This window comes from Spirosoma jeollabukense (genome assembly GCF_054777855.1).
Genome location: NZ_BAAHAD010000001.1, coordinates 1,879,333 through 1,899,595 on the forward strand (window position 1 = coordinate 1,879,333; position 20,263 = coordinate 1,899,595).

The 20,263-nt window shown below is 49.8% G+C and carries 11 protein-coding genes; 4 read left to right on the plus strand and 7 right to left on the minus strand.

What is annotated here, in order from left to right; translation table 11 throughout:
• The first annotated feature begins 173 nt into the window (after positions 1-173).
• Together ACYVEA_RS07635 and ACYVEA_RS07640 are read left to right on the plus strand one after the other, a co-directional pair.
• Entirely contained in the window at positions 174-1,862 is a 1,689-nt protein-coding gene (locus tag ACYVEA_RS07635; protein WP_461112771.1) for an ArnT family glycosyltransferase, read from the plus strand.
• Positions 1,863-1,901: 39 nt separating this feature from the next.
• The gene (locus tag ACYVEA_RS07640) at positions 1,902-2,348 is read left to right on the plus strand and encodes a hypothetical protein (RefSeq protein ID WP_461112772.1); all 447 of its coding nucleotides are present in this window, start codon (positions 1,902-1,904) and stop codon (positions 2,346-2,348) included.
• Positions 2,349-2,372: 24 nt separating this feature from the next.
• Here ACYVEA_RS07640 and ACYVEA_RS07645 read toward each other — a convergent pair whose 3' ends face one another.
• Positions 2,373-4,805: an ABC transporter permease gene (locus ACYVEA_RS07645; RefSeq protein WP_461112773.1), complete on the minus strand. Its 2,433-nt coding sequence runs from the start codon at positions 4,803-4,805 to the stop codon at positions 2,373-2,375.
• A gap of 167 nt (positions 4,806-4,972) precedes the next feature.
• A complete protein-coding gene (locus tag ACYVEA_RS07650; RefSeq protein ID WP_461112774.1) occupies positions 4,973-5,689 on the minus strand; it encodes a DUF5020 family protein in 717 nt (238 codons plus the stop codon).
• Between the two features lie 153 nt (positions 5,690-5,842).
• Between ACYVEA_RS07650 and ACYVEA_RS07655 the strand changes: the two genes are divergently transcribed.
• Entirely contained in the window at positions 5,843-7,015 is a 1,173-nt protein-coding gene (locus ACYVEA_RS07655) for a hypothetical protein (RefSeq protein ID WP_461112775.1), read from the plus strand.
• Positions 7,016-7,025: 10 nt separating this feature from the next.
• On the opposite strand, the gene ACYVEA_RS07660 is transcribed toward ACYVEA_RS07655, so the two are convergent.
• From ACYVEA_RS07660 to ACYVEA_RS07675, 4 genes are all read right to left on the minus strand, one after another.
• Positions 7,026-9,428 (minus strand): ABC transporter permease, encoded by a 2,403-nt coding sequence (locus ACYVEA_RS07660; RefSeq protein ID WP_461112776.1) that lies wholly within the window; start codon positions 9,426-9,428, stop codon positions 7,026-7,028.
• Positions 9,429-9,497: 69 nt separating this feature from the next.
• A complete protein-coding gene (locus ACYVEA_RS07665; RefSeq protein ID WP_461112777.1) occupies positions 9,498-11,936 on the minus strand; it encodes an ABC transporter permease in 2,439 nt (812 codons plus the stop codon).
• 90 nt (positions 11,937-12,026) lie between these two features.
• Complete coding sequence (locus ACYVEA_RS07670; RefSeq protein ID WP_461112778.1) at positions 12,027-14,453, minus strand: ABC transporter permease; 2,427 nt, start codon at positions 14,451-14,453, stop codon at positions 12,027-12,029.
• 430 nt (positions 14,454-14,883) lie between these two features.
• A complete protein-coding gene (locus ACYVEA_RS07675; protein WP_461112779.1) occupies positions 14,884-17,301 on the minus strand; it encodes an ABC transporter permease in 2,418 nt (805 codons plus the stop codon).
• A gap of 37 nt (positions 17,302-17,338) precedes the next feature.
• Between ACYVEA_RS07675 and ACYVEA_RS07680 the strand changes: the two genes are divergently transcribed.
• A complete protein-coding gene (locus ACYVEA_RS07680) occupies positions 17,339-17,785 on the plus strand; it encodes a hypothetical protein (RefSeq protein ID WP_461112971.1) in 447 nt (148 codons plus the stop codon).
• 100 nt (positions 17,786-17,885) lie between these two features.
• On the opposite strand, the gene ACYVEA_RS07685 is transcribed toward ACYVEA_RS07680, so the two are convergent.
• A complete protein-coding gene (locus ACYVEA_RS07685) occupies positions 17,886-20,243 on the minus strand; it encodes an ABC transporter permease (RefSeq protein WP_461112780.1) in 2,358 nt (785 codons plus the stop codon).
• Positions 20,244-20,263: the final 20 nt, after the last annotated feature.

Genomic DNA, 20,263 nt, shown 5'->3' on the forward strand with positions numbered 1-20,263 from the left:
ACAGCGAATTACGGTTTTCTTACGTACTTTGGCGATAAAAAGTCGTTAAGCGGTCAGTATGGTCAGTAGATGGTCGTTGTCGTTATCGGGTGGTAATTGGCTGTCATTTAGTCAATTGAACCGTAAAGATAATAAAACGACTACTTGACAGAATTGACCGTAAAAGCCTGCGAATGACTGACGTTTACTCATCTTCTCCTATTAGCGATCGCTGGTTTTATGCGCTGGTAGCGGCTGGCGTTTTCCTGAATGCAACCGGCCTGTTTCCGCTCATTCTGGAACCCGATGGCGCGCTCTATGCCACTATTGCCAAAACGATGACCCAATCCGGGGATTTCGTTAATCTGTACGCCGTGGGGAGCGATTGGCTCGACAAACCACATTTTCCATTTTGGGTGGCGGCTATCAGTTTCAGGATTTTCGGCATTACTACGTTCGGGTATAAGTTTCCGGCTTTACTGTTTTTTCTTGGCAGTGTGGTGTATACGTACCAGTTTACCCGGCTGACGTATTCAAAACTAACAGCACAGGTCGCTACGTTAGTAGTACTGACGGCCTTCCACGGTGTGCTGTCCAACAGCGATGTGCGGGCCGAACCCTATCTGATGCTGGTCATTATCGGGCCGGTCTATCATTTCTACCGTGTATTTCTGGGCGCCCGGTTTTATCATCTGCTGCTTGGCTCTTTGCTGACCGGCTGTGCCCTGATGACAAAAGGTGTTTTCGTGCTCGTACCCATTGGTGCAGGGTTAGTGCTGCACTGGCTCCTGACGGGGCATTGGCGTGAACTGCTTAAAGGACGCTGGTACGTAGCCGTGGCCTTGTCGTTTGCGTTCACTCTACCCGAAATTTATTGTTTGTATCAACAGTTCGATCTGCATCCTGAAAAGGTCATTTTTGGCAAAACGGGGGTGTCGGGCGTACGGTTTTTCTTCTGGGATAGTCAGTTCGGGCGGTTCTTTAATACAGGTCCTATCAAAGGCGAAGGCGATCCGTTCTTCTTTGTCCACACATTGCTTTGGGCATTTCTTCCCTGGTCGTTGCCTTTATATCTGGGGATTGGCAAAGCTCTGCTTGGGCTTACCAGGCGAAAACTGATCCTGCCAGAATACGTATCGCTTGGGTCCGGCCTGGCTACGTTCGTGCTGTTCTCATTGTCGGGTTTTCAATTGCCGCACTACCTGAATATTGTTTTTCCGTTTTATGCTGTTCTGACAGCGCAGTTTCTGGTCATGTTGACGCCCCTGGCAATGCGCCGATGGACGATTGGCCAGACCATCATTGGTTTGCTATTGGTCCTACTTATGGGAGCCTTGTTATGGCTGGTGCAACCGAATCAATTGGGGAGCGCTTTAAGCTGGCTTGTGGTCATTACGTTTATCTTTTTCGCCCTTTTCCGGCAGAACAGCCTGCTGTCATTGATGGGTCGAATGGTGGGAACCATGCTGGTACTGGCGGGCTCACTGAATCTGTTTCTGTACCCAACCTTTCTGCAGTATCAGGCGGGAATGGCAGGCGCCGACTATGTAAACACACAACCAGCTTTAGCAAAAAAACCAACCGTGCTCTATGAACCCGGTACGGGAAACGGCGGTGGAAGTTTCTGGACATACGAGTTTTATGCCAACGCCCCAACATACTACGTCCGCACCGATTCGGCCTTACGTGCCCAGATTCAGTCAGGCCCGAAGCAGGTATTTACAACGGCCGAATACGCCGATTCATTATCCGCCAGAGGTTTTACTACGCATACACTGGCGGTGTTTCCTTATTATCATGTCAGTCAGTTAACGTACCCATTCCTGAATCCGGCCACGCGATCCAAAACGCTGCTGCCTTATATATTGACCGAGGTACATTAGTCATTTTTTCATTAAATTTGTTTATATCCCTCAAGGCCTATGTATAATCCAGCCGCTTTTGAATTAGCTTACGTAAACGACGATATGAGCGTTTATGGCCCCAAGGCACATCAGCGGGTCATTTCTAAACTCAATGCGGGGCTTGGGCCGCTCTTCTACCGCGAACGTTCTATACAACTTGAACCACTGCCCGAAACCATGCTTGATGAAGGCCAGGCAAGCCCTGTTCCTGACTTAATTTTATACAACAACGAAGCTCGGACAACTCCTATCATTATTGAGGTTTGCCATACGGATGGGTTGCGCAAAGACCTCAAAAAGGTAATCGCCCTGCTTGAAGCCGATGACTATGGTATTCTGGAAGGGTTTATTTACGACTACGTAGCGACTCAATGGTATCGGTATACAAAAGGGGACGGCGGCCTGACTCAGTCAACCTCTTTTTCAGAGGTCCTGCAATTAGACCTGAATCAATTTCTTGTTTGAACCACACAGGCGGCCCGGCGGGATTTATTCGCTACGCAAACTTTGCACTGGATTCATTAAGGCAGCTCGGATGGCCTGCGTGCTGACAATCAATCCAGTTAGTATCGTTAACGTACTGACCACTGACACGAATGGCAACCAGGATAAGTTTGTGCGATAAGCAAAGTGGGTTAGCCAGTCGGTTAATACGTAGTACGCTAAGGGGCACGCAATCAGGCTGGCAAACAGCAGGATCAGGATAAATTCCTTCATAAACAGATTGACGATACCGACCGTCGATGATCCAAGCACTTTTCGGATACCAATCTCTTTGGTTCGGCGGGTTACGTTCAGCGATACCAATCCCAGTACGCCCAGCAGTACAATCACTAACGCCAACGTAGTAGCCAGTCGCGAGGCTTTTTGGAGTTGTAGTTCGGTCTGGTAGAGTTTCTGGAGCGTATCGTCCATGAACGAATACTCGAAGGGCGCTTCAGGGAAAAGCCGTGTCCACTCCTGCCCAATTGCGGCTACCGTTTCTGGCAAACGACTCACGCTGGCCGGATCAGCTTTAAGTTTGAAAGAGAAATACCGGTAGATGGTATTTGCCCGAACGGGCAGAATAATCATCGGTTCAATCACTCTGTGGAGGGACCCAAAGTGGAAATCAGCCAAAATACCGCCTACCCGATACACCCGATTACTACCCTGCAGCCGCACGAACTGATCCATCGCTTTAGCAGGCTCAGCCCAGCCCAGTGCCCGAACGGCTGATTCATTTAAAACCACCCGCGTTGAATCATAACTGCTGCCATTGGCATGAAAAAACTCCCCTTCCCGCAAGCGGAGTCCGTAGGTTTGGGCAAATCGTTCATCGGTGGTCAGTACTGTAACCACAGCCGCACTGCTACTATCACGCCCTTGTCGAAAAAGCTGCCCATTGCCGCTGCTTCGTCCATCGGGAATTTCAAACGAAAAACTTACATCGCTAACGCCCGGGATGCGCGCCAGTTGATCACGGATGCCCTCCATGCGCTGTACACCGGCGGGCGACCAATCGCGTGGCACCGAGGCCACCGACAACAAAGCTTCTTTTTGGTACCCTAGATCTTTGCTAAAGAAATACGCTACCTGCCGACCGATCACCAATGCACCAATGAAAACAACGATAGCTATCGTAAACTGAAACACAATCAGGGCCCGGCGCAATCCGATGCCTTTTTGCACCGAAGCGACCAGTTTTCCTTTCAAAGATTCAACCGACGGCAAGCTTGACAACGCAAAAGCCGGATAACTACCAGCCAATACACCAATCAACAACACAAGACCCGCCAATCCCACAAATGCCACCGGGGACCAGTCGGCTATTGATGGTATGGGGCGGCCTAACAAGCCGCCAAACATCGGCCGGAAGATCTCGTGACATCCCGACGCCAGTAACGTAGCACCGAGAGTCAGCAACAGCGCTTCGGCCAGAAACTGCCCGACAAGTTGCTTTTTCAACCCGCCCAGCACCTTCCGCACACCAATTTCGCGCAGCCGCGTTGCCGACATGCCGATGGTGATATTCACGAAGTTAACCACCGCCATCAGGAGAATAAATACAGCAATCAAGGTCAGCGCAAGCACCATCTTTTCGACTAAACCGTTCTGGCCTTTCAGATAATACGTCTCTAGTGGACTGAGGTAAACCTGCAAATTCTGCTTAAAACCCGGTGGTGCGTAGATAGCCAGGCACTGCGCCATCGGCCTAGTTAACTTATCGGCAGTTACACCCGGTTGCAGTTCCAGGTAAGTTGGAATGTACTGATTCTGCCAGGAACGCATTGACGCTTCGGCCATAAAATAGCTGACATTCCGCATGGGAATAAACACCACATCAGGCGTTGGCGTGAGGTTGGTAACGCTGTTCTTCGGCAAGTCACGCAGCACACCCGTAACGATAAAAACCTGTTTGCCACCCGCCGGCGTCTGTATCGTCAGTTGCTGGCGAAGGACATCCGTTTTACCAAAATACTTTTGGGCAATGGCTTCTGTAATAACAATGGAGTTGGGTTCGAGAAGCGCCCGTTGTGGATCGCCGAAAGCCATCGGGAAACCAAACATCGACAACAGCGTAGAATCCCCAATCTGAATCGACTCCCGAAAATGCTTCTCCCCATTCGATACGTTAGCCGAAACCCCGTAATATCGGTAATAATTGGCCACCAGCGCCGGATATAACTGCTTGAGCGTCGGGCCGATGGGCGCCAGCGTTGTAAAATCCATACCCATATTTGGTTCTCTCCAACGACTTTGTACCAGATACTGCTGACCAGGATTTCGGAGGTGTCGATTCACGCTCAGTTCGCCCTGAATGTAGTTGCTGATGAGCAGCAAAAACGTAATGCCAACGGTTAGGCCAACCAGCGTTACGAAGGCGTAGAACCGTCGCCGAAGCAGGTTACGAAAAGCAATTTTGATGTAATTCTGAAGCATAAGGCCAACCGTTTATACGAGATGATTTTTACTACGTGAAAGTATCGACTGTTTACCTTTCTTCCTGATTAGTAGGCCGTTAAAAATTGTTAAGTTGCGTCAAGCAGCGGGTAAGGGCAGAGGTCAATTAACTACTCCATGCCCTTACCCCTCTGCCCCACACTACGTCAAAACTGATTTTTCAACGCCAGCGTGGGATAAACCTGCAGTTGGTTTTCGTCTGTCAATACGTGGTAGAACAGATTAATCCGGGAGCCAATGGAAACCGCTTTTGTAAGTTTCACCCAGCATTGGGGATCTCCAAAAAAGACTACTTTTTTGCCACTCATCTCTTTCGTAAAATCATTGCCCTGGTTTCGGTTTTCGCTCCACGCAACCAGACTTCCCGCAACCATAATCCGGTAATTGAAGAAGCCCCGTCCGAAGTAAAACGTAAGTTGTGGGTCGTGGCTCGGCTTCGGGAAAGCGCTGTACCGATACACGACACTCGTGCTAAACCAGGCCCCCCGCCATTGAAACGGATAAGCCGCGCCAACGCCAAACGTATTGGTGAGGTAATAGCCGTAAGCCGGTGGAGCTATCCCTAAGCCGCCACTGTAGGTCAGCGCCAGTTGAATTTTAGGCCGCCAGTATCGTAGATTCCTGGAAACCTGTATAAAAATCTGACCGACATTATTATTTTCGCCCGTAAAGTCGGTTTGCGTTTTCAACAAGAAAGAACCGGTCGAATCGTTTCCCTTGAAATACTCGAACGTCAGCGAGGCAAAATTTCGTCGATTGAGCGTCGCGTTTATCGAATGCCTGAAATCATAGTGAAGCTGGAGCTGCTGAGCCTGGCCAGACAGGGACGTAACGCAAAAAATAAGCAGCAGGACATTTTTCATGGGGGACGTTTTTTTTCGTAAATCTTCGTCACCAGAGAAAAAAACAGCGGAATTCGGGCGGAAACGTTACGACATTCACAATTCCGATATGGTATCCACGGGCTTCAGCCCGTGATTTAACGTACACGCACGGGCTGAAGCCCGTGGATACAGATGGATGATTTCGACCGGCGGGCATTTTCCGATCTATTCAAGGCGGTAGTCATGAAGTGTTTCGGCCATCCGCTGAGTGAACCGCTTTCTGAGCCGGAGAGCAAACACCTGAGCAACGAAATAGAGGAACATACAGGACTTGTTATTGGCTGGAAGAGTATAAAAAATTATGCGGCTTATGTGCTCAACCCCTCATCAGGAAAGCAGGAAAATCCGTCGGTAGCCACGCTCGATACGTTGGCACGCTACGTACTTGGCGCTCCTGCTACATCGGAAGCGGAACGCAAAAAAACGGATGAACATTTTCCCTACTGGTTCCGCTATCGCGAACAAGCTGGTCTACTTCCTAAGCCGGAAATTTCCAAAAATAGCCCAGCAAAGCGTCGTTCAAGAGCAATCATTACGGGACTCGCAACAGCGGTACTACTTGGCTTATATCTGTTTTTACAGCATTCGGAGTTGGCACAGTTGCAGGAAGATTTCCATGCTACCGACGAGTCATATCTCAAGCAGCATGGGTGGTTTGTGCAGGATAAAAACGCCCGGTTCTGGAGTCGCAGAGCCGAGAAACCAAATCACCTGACACTTTTTACGCTCAAAGGAGACAACTGGCCCAAAACCGGCGAAGTGCCACGCGTCCAGAATTTACTGTTGCACGAAATTCTGGATGATTGTTTCTATACAGAAGTTCACTTCAATGATTTTGTACCCGATAGCAACTGGCAGCAGGCGGGTCTTTTGCTGTTGGAAGACACCCTTTTCTCGGGTAAAAGCATTCGGCTATCACTTTCCTACAACAATTACTTTGGCGGCTACGTCAAACCCGGCGAAATCCTCATTCAGGCCATTGCGGCCTATGGCAAAGGGCACGCTAATCTGGAAGAGTTTGTGCACCAGCCCTTGTTTCAGCTAGCCACTGCCGATGACCGACGTATCGCCACAACGAACCTTAAAAACTTCGCCTTCAGGATTGAGAAACAGGGTCAGAAATTTCGGTTTCTATACTCGGCCAGCCCCGTCGACAATTTCTCATTTAAGGAAGTCACGACCCACGAATTTGGTATGACGCCAAAATACATTGGCCTGTTCGCCCTGAAAGGCTTTGTCGATACAACAGCCGAAATGCCTGTTTCAGTCCGTTACTTTCGACTGGACGGGCAACGCTGTGAGTAGCATCACTACACTACTCCGACCGTAACGACTTCACCGGGTTCATCAGCGCAGCTCTGATACTTTGGAAACTCACCGTCAGTAAGGCAATGCCAATGGCCAGTAGGCCCGCCAGGGCGAAAACCCACCCGTCGATTGTGATCTTGTAGGCAAAGTCCTGCAACCAGCTGTTCATGGCCCACCACGCCAGTGGACTGGCGATGAGGATGGCTATGAAAACCAGTTTCAGGAAGTCTTTAGCCAGCAACGTAATGATGCTGGCGACACTCGCACCCAATACTTTGCGAACCCCAATCTCCTTGGTACGTTGTGCCGTGGTGTAGGCTGATAATCCAAATAAACCCAGGCAGGCCAGAAAGATCGACAGAAATGCAAAGACGCTGAAAATCTGACCGGTACGTGTTTCGGCAGCGTAGAGTTTGTTAAATTCCTCATCCATAAATTCGTAGGCGAACGGGCGGTCGGGCACGAGCGTCCGCCATTTGCTTTCCATAAATTGAAGCGTGTTTGGCAACTGACTACCCGATAACTTCACCAACAAAACCTCCCCGCCCATTTCCGGAAAGAGAAGAAGCGGTCCAATCTTCTGCTTTAGGGATGCAAAGTGAAAGTCAGCCACGACAGCCTTGATTTCACCTTTTCGGCCATTCATCTCAATTTTCTGACCGATAGCTTGCTCTGGTGTCCAGCCAAGCTCTTTTACCGCCGATTCATTTGGAATGAAATGATAATAATTCAGACTATCACCGTCGGGAACGCTAGCCTGCTCTACATCAATTTGGGTTATGTCGCGGCCTGCTACCAGATGCAGTCCAACTGTTTTAATAAAATCCTCGTCAATCTGTAATCCTGCGACCATCTTATACGCTCCATCTGGCATATTGGCCCGGCGTACCCCATAGCCACCATTGATAAACACGGGTGATTCTGAGGCTAATGACACCTGTTGCACGTCGGCATTCTGACGAAATTCGCTTTTTATCGACCGTATTTTCGCAAGAACCTGCTTATCGACAGGCAACATCAATACATGGTCTTTGCTGTACCCCAGCTTTTTTTGCTGGATATACGATAACTGATTTCGAACCAGCAACGTACTGGTAATGAGGAAGGCTGTAATGGCAAACTGGAAAACGATCAATCCCTTACGAAACTGCCCCACTCCAGTCACTTTCAACTGACCTTTCAACACCCGAATGGGTTGAAACCGCGCCAGCACCAACGCCGGATAACTCCCCGCTATCAAGCTAACGACTACGCCAATACCAAGCAGTAACAGGAGATTGCCCGGTTTAAGCCAGACAGCAAACGAAAACTGCCGATCCGATAACGTATTGAACAAGGGGAGCATTAGACCCGCCAGCAGCAAGGCGAGCAACAAGGCCACCGACGTAACGATTACCGATTCGCCAATGAACTGCCCGAATAATTGCCCCTGCACGGCACCCATCACCTTCCGCACCCCCACTTCCTGCGCCCGCTCCACAGCCCGCGCCGTGGCCAGATTCACGTAGTTGACACAGGCTATCACCAGAATCAGGAGCGCAATCGACCCAAAAATATAGATATACGTCAGGTCGCCGTTGGGTTCAAAACTTCCTTCCACGTCTGAGTGCAGATGCACCTGACGGAGTGGTTCGAGATTATACGTCAGGTAACTGCCAGCCGACATTTCATCCTTGCTGAACTGCGTTTTCATGAAGCCCGGAATCTTCGCCTGTAACGGAGCGATAGCCTCAGGCGACCGTAGCAGCAAATACGTAGCGTAGTTAGACGAATACCATTCTTCTGTTTTGGCCGCCGAGAGGGTCGTAAATGACGCCAGCAAATCATACTTGATCTGCGAATTAGCCGGACAATCAGCAACGACGCCCGTTACTGAATAATCCCGAAAGGAGCCGCCGGTATTGATCCGTAGTGTTTTCCCGACCGGGTTTACAGCACCAAAATAGTTCTGTGCTGTCGTTTCGGATAACACCACTACGTTGGGACCCACTAACGCTGTTTGCGGATTACCCTTTAGCAGCGGAAATGAAAACAGGGTGAAGAAAGCCGAATCGGCAAACACAAGTCGCTTTTCGCTGAATTGCCGATCACCATTGAGCACAACAGCTTCCCGATTGATCATCCGAACGCCCGATTCGATCTCCGGAAATTGACGACCAAATTCCGGTGCTACTTTGGTGCCCGTTTGTGGTATTTTAGCCACCCGCCCTTCCATGCTGTACTCCATGGTTACCCGCACAAGGCGATCAGCTTTTTGCTGAAAATCATCGTAGCTCAGTTCATGCGAAATGTACATGAATAGCAACAAACAGGAAGCCAGCCCGACAGCCAGCCCGGTTACATTAATGCCAGAGAAAACCTTGTTTCTCCACAGATTGCGAACGGCGATTTTGAGATAGTTACGTAGCATAGGGGATTGGTGCACGGGGCTTGGGGCATGGAACTTGGCGTTGATGCCCTGCTCCTTGCTCCTCGCTATTTATTCGGAACGTAATGATTTTACGGGATTCATCAGAGCGGCTTTTATACTTTGAAAGCTGACGGTCAGCACCGCGATTCCGATCGCCAGCAGGCCCGCTACCGCAAACACCCACCACTCGATGTCGATGCGATACGCAAAATCCTGTAGCCATCGGTCCATCGCATACCAGGCAATGGGTGAGGCAATCAGAATCGCCATGAAAACCAATTTAAGAAAGTCTTTGGAGAGCAAGGCGACCAAATCCGGAATGGAGGCTCCCAACGTTTTCCGAATGCCAATTTCTTTCGTTCTCAGCCGAATAACATACATCGCCAATCCCAGCAACCCCATACAGGCAATGAAAATCGCCAGCAAGGCAAACACCCCGAAAATCCGTTGGGCCACCTGCTCCGACTGGTATAACGCACCCCAGTCAGCCGCTAGATACGAATAATGAAAAGGCTGATCGGGCAAATAGTGCTTCCACACCCGTTCAACCTGGCTTACGACAGCCCCCGGCTCATCGGCGCGCACGCGTATGACAAGCTCGTTATTAACCCGGCGAAAAAGCCGGTCATTTAGCACAAACAGGGGGCTGATACGCTGGTGCAACGAACCAAAGTGAAAATTACGAACGATACCAACAACGGTGTAATTGACAGATGCCCCTCCACGTTGCGCCAGATTATCGGGACTGGTAATCTGTTTCCCGATGGGATCGGACAACCCTATTTGCCGGGCCGCTTCTTCGTTCAGAATAACCGACAGCGAGTCATCGAACTGACGGCTGAAGGGCCGTCCGGCGGCCATGTTCATACGTAGTGTTTGCAGGTATTGGTCGTCGACGACGCAACCCTTCCCTGTAACCGTTTCATTCTCGCCGTTTTTGCGAAACGTAATCCCAAAAAAACCTTCCTCGCCGGGGGTGCTGCTCGTGCCGCCTACACTCGCCACCCCAGCCAGTTTTGCTACGTCCTGCTTGAAAGCGTCGGTATTTTTATCCAGAAAACCGGCGCCTTTTAGTTTAACCACCGATTCCTTTGTGAAGCCCAGTTCTTTCTGCTGAATAAAATTCAATTGGCTGAACACAACAATCGTGCTGACAATCAGCAACACAGATATAGCAAATTGAAAGACGACCAGTCCATTACGTAGCGAATGCCCCTGACGGGTCGATGAAAACTTACCCTTCAGGACCTTGATCGGTTCAAAGGCGGATAGCACGCCCGCGGGATAACTACCAGCCAACAGACCAACCAGCACCGCTCCGCCCAGGAGCAAAGGCAAGGTTTCCCAACGTACCAGCGACAACAACGTAAGCGATTTACCCGCCAACGTATTGAATGGCGTAAGCAGGCTGGCAACCAACACCAGCGCTACCACTAAACTGAATAAACTTAACAACACCGACTCGGTCAGAAACTGAGCGGCCAGCTGGTTGGTTGTGGAGCCCAGCGATTTACGAATACCCACTTCCTTTGCCCGCTCCGACGAACGGGCCGTGGCCAGATTCATGAAATTAATGCAGGCAATCAACAGGACGAAAGCCGCGATAATCGAGAAAACGGATACCAACGACCGGCTGCCATTCGTCAAATGCTCCGCTTCCAGATGCGAGTCGAGGTGAATGCTGCGGAGTGGTTGTAGAAAATAGAAGTACCCATTTCCGGCCTTCACATAATCACGGTAGGAAACACCGAAATTTCGTTCTACTTCGCCCGATGCATATTTTTCGACTACAGCGGGCAATTTAGTTTCAACGGTTTCGGGCTGCGTATCAGGCCGTAGCAACAGATACGTATGTGCTGCAAAGCTGATGTGATTGACTTGTTCAGCTTCCTGAAAACCGCGCGTGGACGACAGGAAATTATAGGTGAAATGAGCATTGGCTGGAGCATCTGCGCAGATACCGGTTATTTCTAATTTCGGTCCCTGTACAATCTCCAGTACTTTTCCGATAGGATTGGTCTGGCCAAACAAACGCCGGGCGGTGCTTTCGGTTAAAACAACGGTATTTGGCCGGCTGAGCACCCGATTAGGTTGCCCCCGCAAAAGTGGCGTCTGGAATACCTGAAAAAAGGTTGAATCGACGACCAGAAAGCCTTTCTCTTCGACGGTGTGTCCATCTAGTTTGAACAGCGTTGGCTGGTTGCTACCGAAGTCAAATACGCGCGTGGTCTGCTCTATTTCCGGTATTTCTTTCTTTACCGATTGGGCATAGGATGGCGGGATAATCGCATATTTAGTGCTACGTCCGGGATACCGGCGCTCAAGGGCCATCCGGTAAATTCGCTCCCCATTCGGCCAGTGCTGATCATAACTCAACTCATCGGTAACATACAAAACAATCAGCAGGCAACACGCCATGCCAATGGCCAGACCCGCTACGTTAATGACCGTGTTCGCCTTATGTTTCGCCAGATTGCGCAGGGCGATTCTGATGTAGTTTTTTAGCATGGGGCATAGGGATTGGAGTGGAGCAAGGTGCATGGAGCGCGGTTTTGTCGTAACGACGGACCGTCCCTGCTCCATGCACCTTGCTCCACGCTATTCAGACCGTAGTGATTTGACCGGATTCATCAGGGCTGCTTTAATACTTTGGAAACTCACCGTCAATAGGGCAATGCCTACGGCCAGCAAACCCGCCAGCCCAAACATCCACCACTCAATATCAATCTTGTAGGCGAAGTCCTTCAACCACTGGCTCATGGCGTACCAGGCCAATGGCGATGCAATGAGGATCGCAATCAATACCAGTTTCAAAAAGTCTTTGGAAAGAAGACCAATGATGCTACCAACCGACGCCCCCAGTACTTTGCGTACGCCAATTTCTTTAGTACGTTGCTCAGCCATGAAAGCCGCCAGTCCGAACAGACCCAGACAGGCGATCAGGATGGCGAGTGCGGCAAACGTGAGCGCAATGGTGCCGATACGTTGTTCGGCCCGGTACATCTCATCGAAGCTATCGTCCATAAACTGGTAGCTGAATGGCTGGCCGGGAGCGATTTGTTTCCACTTAGCTTCAATTTCCTTCATCAGCACGGGCATATTCGCACGGCTGATTCGGAAGGAAGCCGCCCCTGAATTAGCATCAAGCACAAGCGATAAAGCCCCAATATTGCGACGTAGTGACTCGAAGTGGAAATTTTTGATAACCCCAATGATGGTATATACTTTTTTAGTTTTAAGCTGTGGGTCGTCGGGCCGCCAGATTCGCTTGCCAAGCGGGTTTTTAAACCCTAAAATCTTTACCGCTGCTTCATTTACCAGTATACCCGACGAATCGGAGCCGAATTCCCGCGAGAAATCACGTCCCTGAACAACCTGCATCCCCAGCGTTTTTACATAATCATAGTCAACGCCCCAGTACTGCATGCTAATCCCTTTGTTCAGATCGGTCTGTTCTTCAGGAAAGAATGACGTATCACCCCGGTTGGAAGGCGTAGGCAAATAGCCTGAAACGCTCCCGCTGATTACGCCCGGCAAACGTAGTACTTCCTGCTTGAACGTTTCGGCCTGTTTACCCATGGCATACACCCCGTTAACCGTCATGACCTGATCGCGGTTGAAACCCACGTTTTTGGTTTGTATGTAGGTGATTTGCCGGTATACGATAATCGTTCCGACAATGAGTACTACCGACATCATGAACTGAAAAACGACCAGGCCGCTACGTAGTCCAACACTTTTGAAACTGACGTTAATTTTGCCTTTCAACACCGTAATCGGCTGAAAAGAGGACAGGAAAAACGCCGGATAACTACCGGCCAGCAGACCAACGAGTATGGGCAGGGCAATCAGCAGGGGTAGATAGTAGGGTGATACGAGCTGAGCGATGCTCATCGTTTTTCCCGAAATGGTGTTGAAGCCCGGTAAGGCCACAGTAACAAGACATACAGCGAGCAACATAGCCAACACCGTTGTCAGGATTGATTCGGTCATAAATTGCCCGATGAGTTGTTTCCGTTCCGAACCCATCACTTTCCGGACGCCTACTTCTTTCGCCCGATTTGCCGAGCGGGCGGTGGCCAGATTCATGAAGTTGATACAGGCAATCAGCAAAATGAACAGAGCTACAGCGGAGAAAATATAGACGTACTGAATGTCGCCATTTGGTGCCAGTTCAACTTGCTGCTTTGAGTGCAGATGAATATCGGTGAGCGGAATCATCCAGAAGGCAATCTGATTCCCGGCCTTCCGAAACTGTTCCATCGACGTACCAACCAACTGCAATGCCTGCGGACCAACGTACTTTTCGATAACGGCATCAAAGTTTTTAGAAAAAATAGCCGGGTCCGTACCCGGTTTAAGCAGGATATAGGTGTGGTGGTTATTGCTGAGCCACTGCCCCCAAGGATAATTATCGTTGAGCATGCTCAGGAAGAAATCACTGCGGAAGTGTGAATTCTGGGGCATATCGCGCATAACGCCCGATACCTTGAAGGTCTTGTTGTTGTCGAACAGCATTGGCTTGCCCATTGGATTCTGGCTACCGAAGTGCCGCTTAGCCGCCGACTCGCTGATAACCACCGTATTGGGTTCGGCTAATGCCCGCCTGGGATCACCCGATACGAGGGGCAGCGTGAATACATCAAACAGCGTTGAGTCGGCGAAGGTGATATTATCTTCGCGTAAGCTCGTTGGCTCACCGACCCGCTTCACCAGCCACGTTCCGCGCTGGTGAAGGCGCACAAACTGCTCAACCTGTGGGTAATCTTTTTTAAGCGTCGGGCCTATTGGATCGGGCGAAACGGCAAAGTGCATATCATTCCCGCCGAACTTAATGTCGGCCTGAATGCGGTAAATCCGGTCGGCTTTGGCGTTGTAACGGTCGTAGCTTAACTCATCCAGCACGTAGAGCATAATGAGCATACAGCAAGCCAGCCCAACCGCTAAACCAACGATGTTGATGAACGTAAAACCCTGTTGTTTGCGAAGCGTCCGCCAGGCGATTTTGATATAGTTTACAAGCATAGAGGTAAGGGCATGGGGATAAGGGCGTGGGGTGGTCTGTCGTCATGCATGGGGCTTGAAACCGGGGTTACCGTAACGACGGACCGCGTAACGACGGACCGCCCTATGCCATTTATTCTGAACGTAGCGATCTGTCACGCTTTGGCCATAAAGCAACCGGCAAGAACTAGTCCCATCAACAATACTTTCATAAAGATGCTAAGAAAAGTAAGTTGAGCTTTCATGATTCAAGTAGTAAATGTTGGTAAAAGAGGAAGTTTTACTGATTTCTCTACCACGATCATGCCACTTATACAAATGCTTAATTTTCAGCATATTAGCAAACTAAACAACAGAAAAATGTCCACTATCGGACAGATTTTGTTCGACAGTGGACAGAAGGGGCGTGGAGCAAGGAGCGAAAACCATGCCCCAGGCTCCTTGCTCCAGGCTATTCAGACCGAAGTGATTTGACCGGATTCATCAGGGCCGCCCGAATGCTTTGGAAACTCACGGTAGCGAGGGCGATTGCGATAGCTAATGTACCTGCCAGCGCAAATACCCACCACTCGATGTCAATTTTGTAGGCAAAGTCGGCGAGCCATTTATCCATCGCCCACCATGCAATCGGACTGGCAATCAGGATGGCGACCAATACCAGTTTCAGAAAGTCTTTGGAAAGCATCGCAACGATGCTGGGAATACTGGCACCCAGCACTTTACGGACCCCTATTTCTTTGGTCCGTTGCTGAATCGAAATCAGGGCAATGGAAAACAAACCCATACACGACAGCATAATAGCAACGGCCGCAGCCGACGAAAAAATGGTGGACAACCGCTGTTCTTTTCGATACCAGCGCTCGGTATTTTCATCCAGAAACGAACCAATAAATTCCTGTTTAGGCGCAATTGATTTCCAGGCCGCTTTGATGGTTTCCATAGCCCCCGTCAGGTTCTGCGGATTCACCCGAATCAGCACGTAGCTGATCGGGGAGTTAGGTTGCATTTGGAGAGCGATAGGTTGGGCTTCCTGGTGCAGCGAGTATAGATTAAAGTCCGACACGACGCCAACGATCTGGAACTGTTTGTTGTCGGGTTTAATGAACTTACCAACGGGATTAGCCTCGCCCAACTTTTTCGCCATACTTTGCGTAATCAGAATGTTCGTGCTCGAATCGGTGCCAAAATCAGCGCTGAAATCACGACCCTGTAACAACTTGATACCCATTGTTTTCAGATAATCGGTGTCTACCCGAAGCCAGTCGCAGGTGATATCTCGTTTACCGTACAGGAAACCGAACATCATCCGCGACGAGCTATTATCTAAACCTGTTCCGATGTTGACGCCCGAACCTGATATGGCAGCAATGTTGGGTTGATTAGCCAATCTGTCGCGCATGGCCTTCAGCGCTACGTCCCCCTTAAGTTCGGTGCCTACCGGAATGCTGATCACCTGCTCTTTATCCAAGCCCATCGGCTTCTGTTGAAGATAAGTAATCTGCTGGCGTACGATCAGGGTACAAACGATGAGCAGGCAGGCAATGGCAAATTGGGTCACAATGAGCGAATTACGTAGCAAACCCGGTCGACTCATTTTTACATTTCCTTTCAACACTTCCACGGCGTTGAAGCGTGTTACGAACCAGGATGGATACCCTCCAGCCACTAGTGCAATGAGGAGGAAACCCACCCCCGTAACGGCTAAGACACTTGGCTTGAGGAAGTTAGCTAATGACAGATTGCTTTGAAACAGGCGATTAAACGTAGGCAGAACCACATAGGCCATACCCAGACCAATTACCAGAGCCACAAGGCAAAGCAGAAGCGTCTCACCCCAGATCTGGCCGAACAGTTGTACCCGCTGTGCACCCAGCGACTTCCGTACACCCACCTCCCGCGCCCGCGAAAGTGATTGGGCAACGGTCAGGTTAATGAAATTGATGCAGGCAATAGCCAGAATAAACAGTCCAACCAACATCAACGTGTAGATATATGTCCGGCTAATGGCCTCACCGTGCATCGTTTCTGTGTCGAAATGCACCTCTCGCATTGGTGCCAGCAGCAGACTTTTCTGGAAGCCCAGTTCATTATTGGGGTAACCTTGCTCCTTATGCTCTTTTATATCCTGGGCAAAGTACTTCTCCATGAACGGCTGCGTTCGCCGTTGCAACGTTTGCGGATCAGTTCCTGGTTTTAGTTTTACATATACATCGTGATTGCCAAAATCCCAGCGGCTTTTATTAATCTGGTATTCCACGGAATTTTCACTACGTATCAGCGCATCGAAATCGAACGTAGAATTAGCCGGTGCATTGCTAATAACGCCCGACACGGTGAATGCCTGCCACCTATCGTTCATGCGGAGTTGAAGCGGCTTCCCCATTGGGTCTTCCTTTCCGAAAATATCGCTGGCCATTTTTTCACTGATGACAATGTCACTCAGGTTACTCATGGCGTTTTGCGGATTGCCTTTCCGAAGCGGAAATGTAAACATGTGCAGAAAATCGGGATCGACCATCCTAACATCTTTTCCGTACGTCTGTTCATTTCGCCGAACGGTTGCACTTCGACTAAAGTAGCGGGATACGCCTTCAATCTCGGGAAATTCAGCTTTCAGTGCGGGCGAAATTGGGAAAGGCATTGTGCCCCCTTTATCCGGCGTACCGTCGCGATTAGAGGAGAGGAAGTTCAGCCGAAAAATCCGGGCGGCATCCGTATGGAAATTATCATACGATAATTCAAAGGTAGCGGTCAGAAACAGCAGCACACACGTACCAAACGCCACCGACAGCCCAACGATGTTAATCAGCGAGTGCGAACGGTTTTTCCAGAGGGTGCGGAGGGCGATTTTGAGATAATTGCGGAACATGAACTTTTATGGTATGTTTGTTGAAACCCTATTGGCTATGTATTTCCCTTCGACAAATTCGCTGTCACTTGTCCATGAAGACCTAGGTGTTTGGGCTCCTGCCGACCATCAGCGAATTATTTCAAGGTTGACTGTCGGCCTGGGCATTCTTTACTATCACGAGAAAAAGATTCGACTAGAACCATTGCCTGAAACAATGCTTGATGATTCTAAGGTTAGTCCTGTTCCTGACTTGTCGCTGATCAATAACGATTCCGACGAAACGCCAGTCATTATTGAAGTTTGTAAGACAAAAGGCCAAAAAGATGACATACAAAAAGTTATTCAATTAGTTGACAACGATCTGTATGGAATCCGTGAAGGCTTTATTTATAATTATAAAACAGGCCAGTGGCATCGGTACTGTTTTGGCGATGGTGGCCTGACAACCGAATCATCTTTTTCCGAAATCCTGAACCTCGACCTGAATACGTTTTTACTGTAGAGACGCAACCGCACCGGCGGCCCGGCCTTTGCGTTAGCAAGATCATACGGGGTGTGAGACGCAAAGGCCGGGCCGCCGGTGCGGTTGCGTCTCTACAACATTATTCGGCCTTCAAACTCGTTACGGGGTTCGTCAAGGCGGCTTTGATACTCTGGTAACTCACCGTCAGGAAGGCAATGACAACCGCCGTCACACCCGCTACGCCGAATATCCACCAGGTCAACTCCGTCTGGTAGGCGAACGTACCCAGCCACTTGCTCAAGGCCCACCAGGCCAGGGGTGACGCCAGCACCAAGGCAATCAGCACCAGTTTCAGGAAATCTTTCGAGAGCAAACCAACAATGTTTGGCACACTGGCACCCAGCACTTTGCGTACACCAATTTCTTTAGTACGTTGCTCGGCGGTAAAGGCGGCAAGGGCAAATAAACCCAGACATGAAATCACAATAGCCAATAGCCCGAAGTAGTTGACGAGCGTATTCACCTGCTGTTCACTACGGTACAGGCTTTCGTACTCTTCATCCATGAAATGATAATTGAAGGGATAATTCGGGTTAAACTCCTTGGTGATACGTTCCAGATCGGCGATGGCCTGCTGTGCCTGACCAGGACGGGTTTTGACGAGTAAGTAGCTGGTATTCGACGCATTGAATGTCAGAACCAGGGGCGAAATGGCCTGGTGCAATGAGTTTAGGTGGAAGTCTTTCATCAACCCAACAACCCGGCCTCTGCCACTCCAGAACTGGATTTCTTTACCGACCGGATCTTTCATTCCCATCAGCTTCGCGGTAGCTTCGTTGATGAGGTAATTCGATGAATCGGCGGGGCTGTCTACCTGAAAATCGCGACCGCCCAGCAGTTTGATGTTCATCGTTTTGATAAACCCACCGCCCACGGCCATGGCTGATACAGTGGTTTGCAGCGTAGGATCTTTGCCGGACCAGTTCAAATCGCCCGAATTACTCTGAACATTGATGGGGAGCGACATCGTTGTTGTTGCCGATGCAATTGAAGGAGCCCGCATCACTTCCTGACGGAAGGGTTCTACCTTTTTAGGTTGAGCTATTTCACCCTCCAACGGTATGTAAATCACATTTTCCCGGTCAAGGCCGAGGTTTTTGGTACGTAGGTAATCCATTTGTTTACCTACCGCCAACATACCCACAATCAGGAAAATAGACAGCGAAAATTGAAATACCACCAGCGCCCGACGGAACAAAGCTGGCCCCGATCCGAATTGCAAGCGGCCTTTAAGAATCTTAATCGGCTGCAGTGACGACAAAAACAGTGCCGGATAACTGCCCGACACAAACCCCGTTATCAGCACGAGGGCCGCAATAACGAGCCAGAGGACAGGTTCGCCGAGGTTTAGCGTTAACTGCTTCGCGAATACCGTATTAAAGGTAGGTAACACGAGCCAGACCAAACCAATTGCCAGCACAACAGCCAGCAAACTGGTTAGCACCGATTCACTCAAAAACTGCCCAACTAAGGAGGATCGCATAGCGCCAACTACCTTTCTGACGCCCACCTCCTTCGCCCGTATAGACGAGCGGGCGGTGGCCAGGTTCATGAAGTTGATGCAGGCAATCAGTAGAATGAATAAAGCAACAAGGGAAAAAATCCGAACGTATTCGATTCGTCCACCAACAGACGTTCCGTTCTTATACTCGCCATACAGGTGTAAGTCTGTAATGGGTTGCAGCGTTGGCCGACCCGTCTCGAAATTCTTACCGGCAAAGCGCGGATAGATGCCTGTCATAGCCGCTTCTGCCTGCGCCATCGTCGTGTTAGGCTTCAAGCGGACAAAGGTCTGAAAGGAATTATTACCCCAGGTTTTCATCCAGTCCTGCTCCTGCACCTTCCAGTTCACAAGCCACTCGAATGGTAGCGAGGAAGTAGGTGGCACATCTTCGATGACGGCGCCAACGGTATAGAATTTATCATTATCGAGTTGCAGCGTTTTCCCCAGCGCTGAGCCAACCGGAAAATACTTTTCGGCTAGTTTTCGGGTAATGACAATCTTGTTAGGCTGCGCCAGAGATGCTTTGGGATCACCATATAGTACGGGGAGATCGAATACACCAAAGAAATCCGACGTAGCGAAACGACCTTTTTCTTTCGATGTTTTGTCACCGACCTTAATCAGCAGTTCAGGTCCGTAATTGACCTTGGCTACAGCGGCCACTTCTGGAATGCTCTGTGCAATGGCTTCCTGCAACGGGCCGGGCGTTACCGAATTAGTAACAATTTCACCGTTGTATGGAAAGTTGACCCGTACGTAATGAATACGCTCCGCATCAGGCAAAAAGCGATCATAACTAAGTTCGTCTTTTACCCATAAACCGATCAAAAGGCTGCACGCCATGCCCAATGCCAACCCCAGTACATTGATGCCCGAATAGAGCTTATTTTTCAACAAACTCCGAACAGCGATCTTGACGTAGTTACGAAACATTATCTAAGTGGACCACCGAC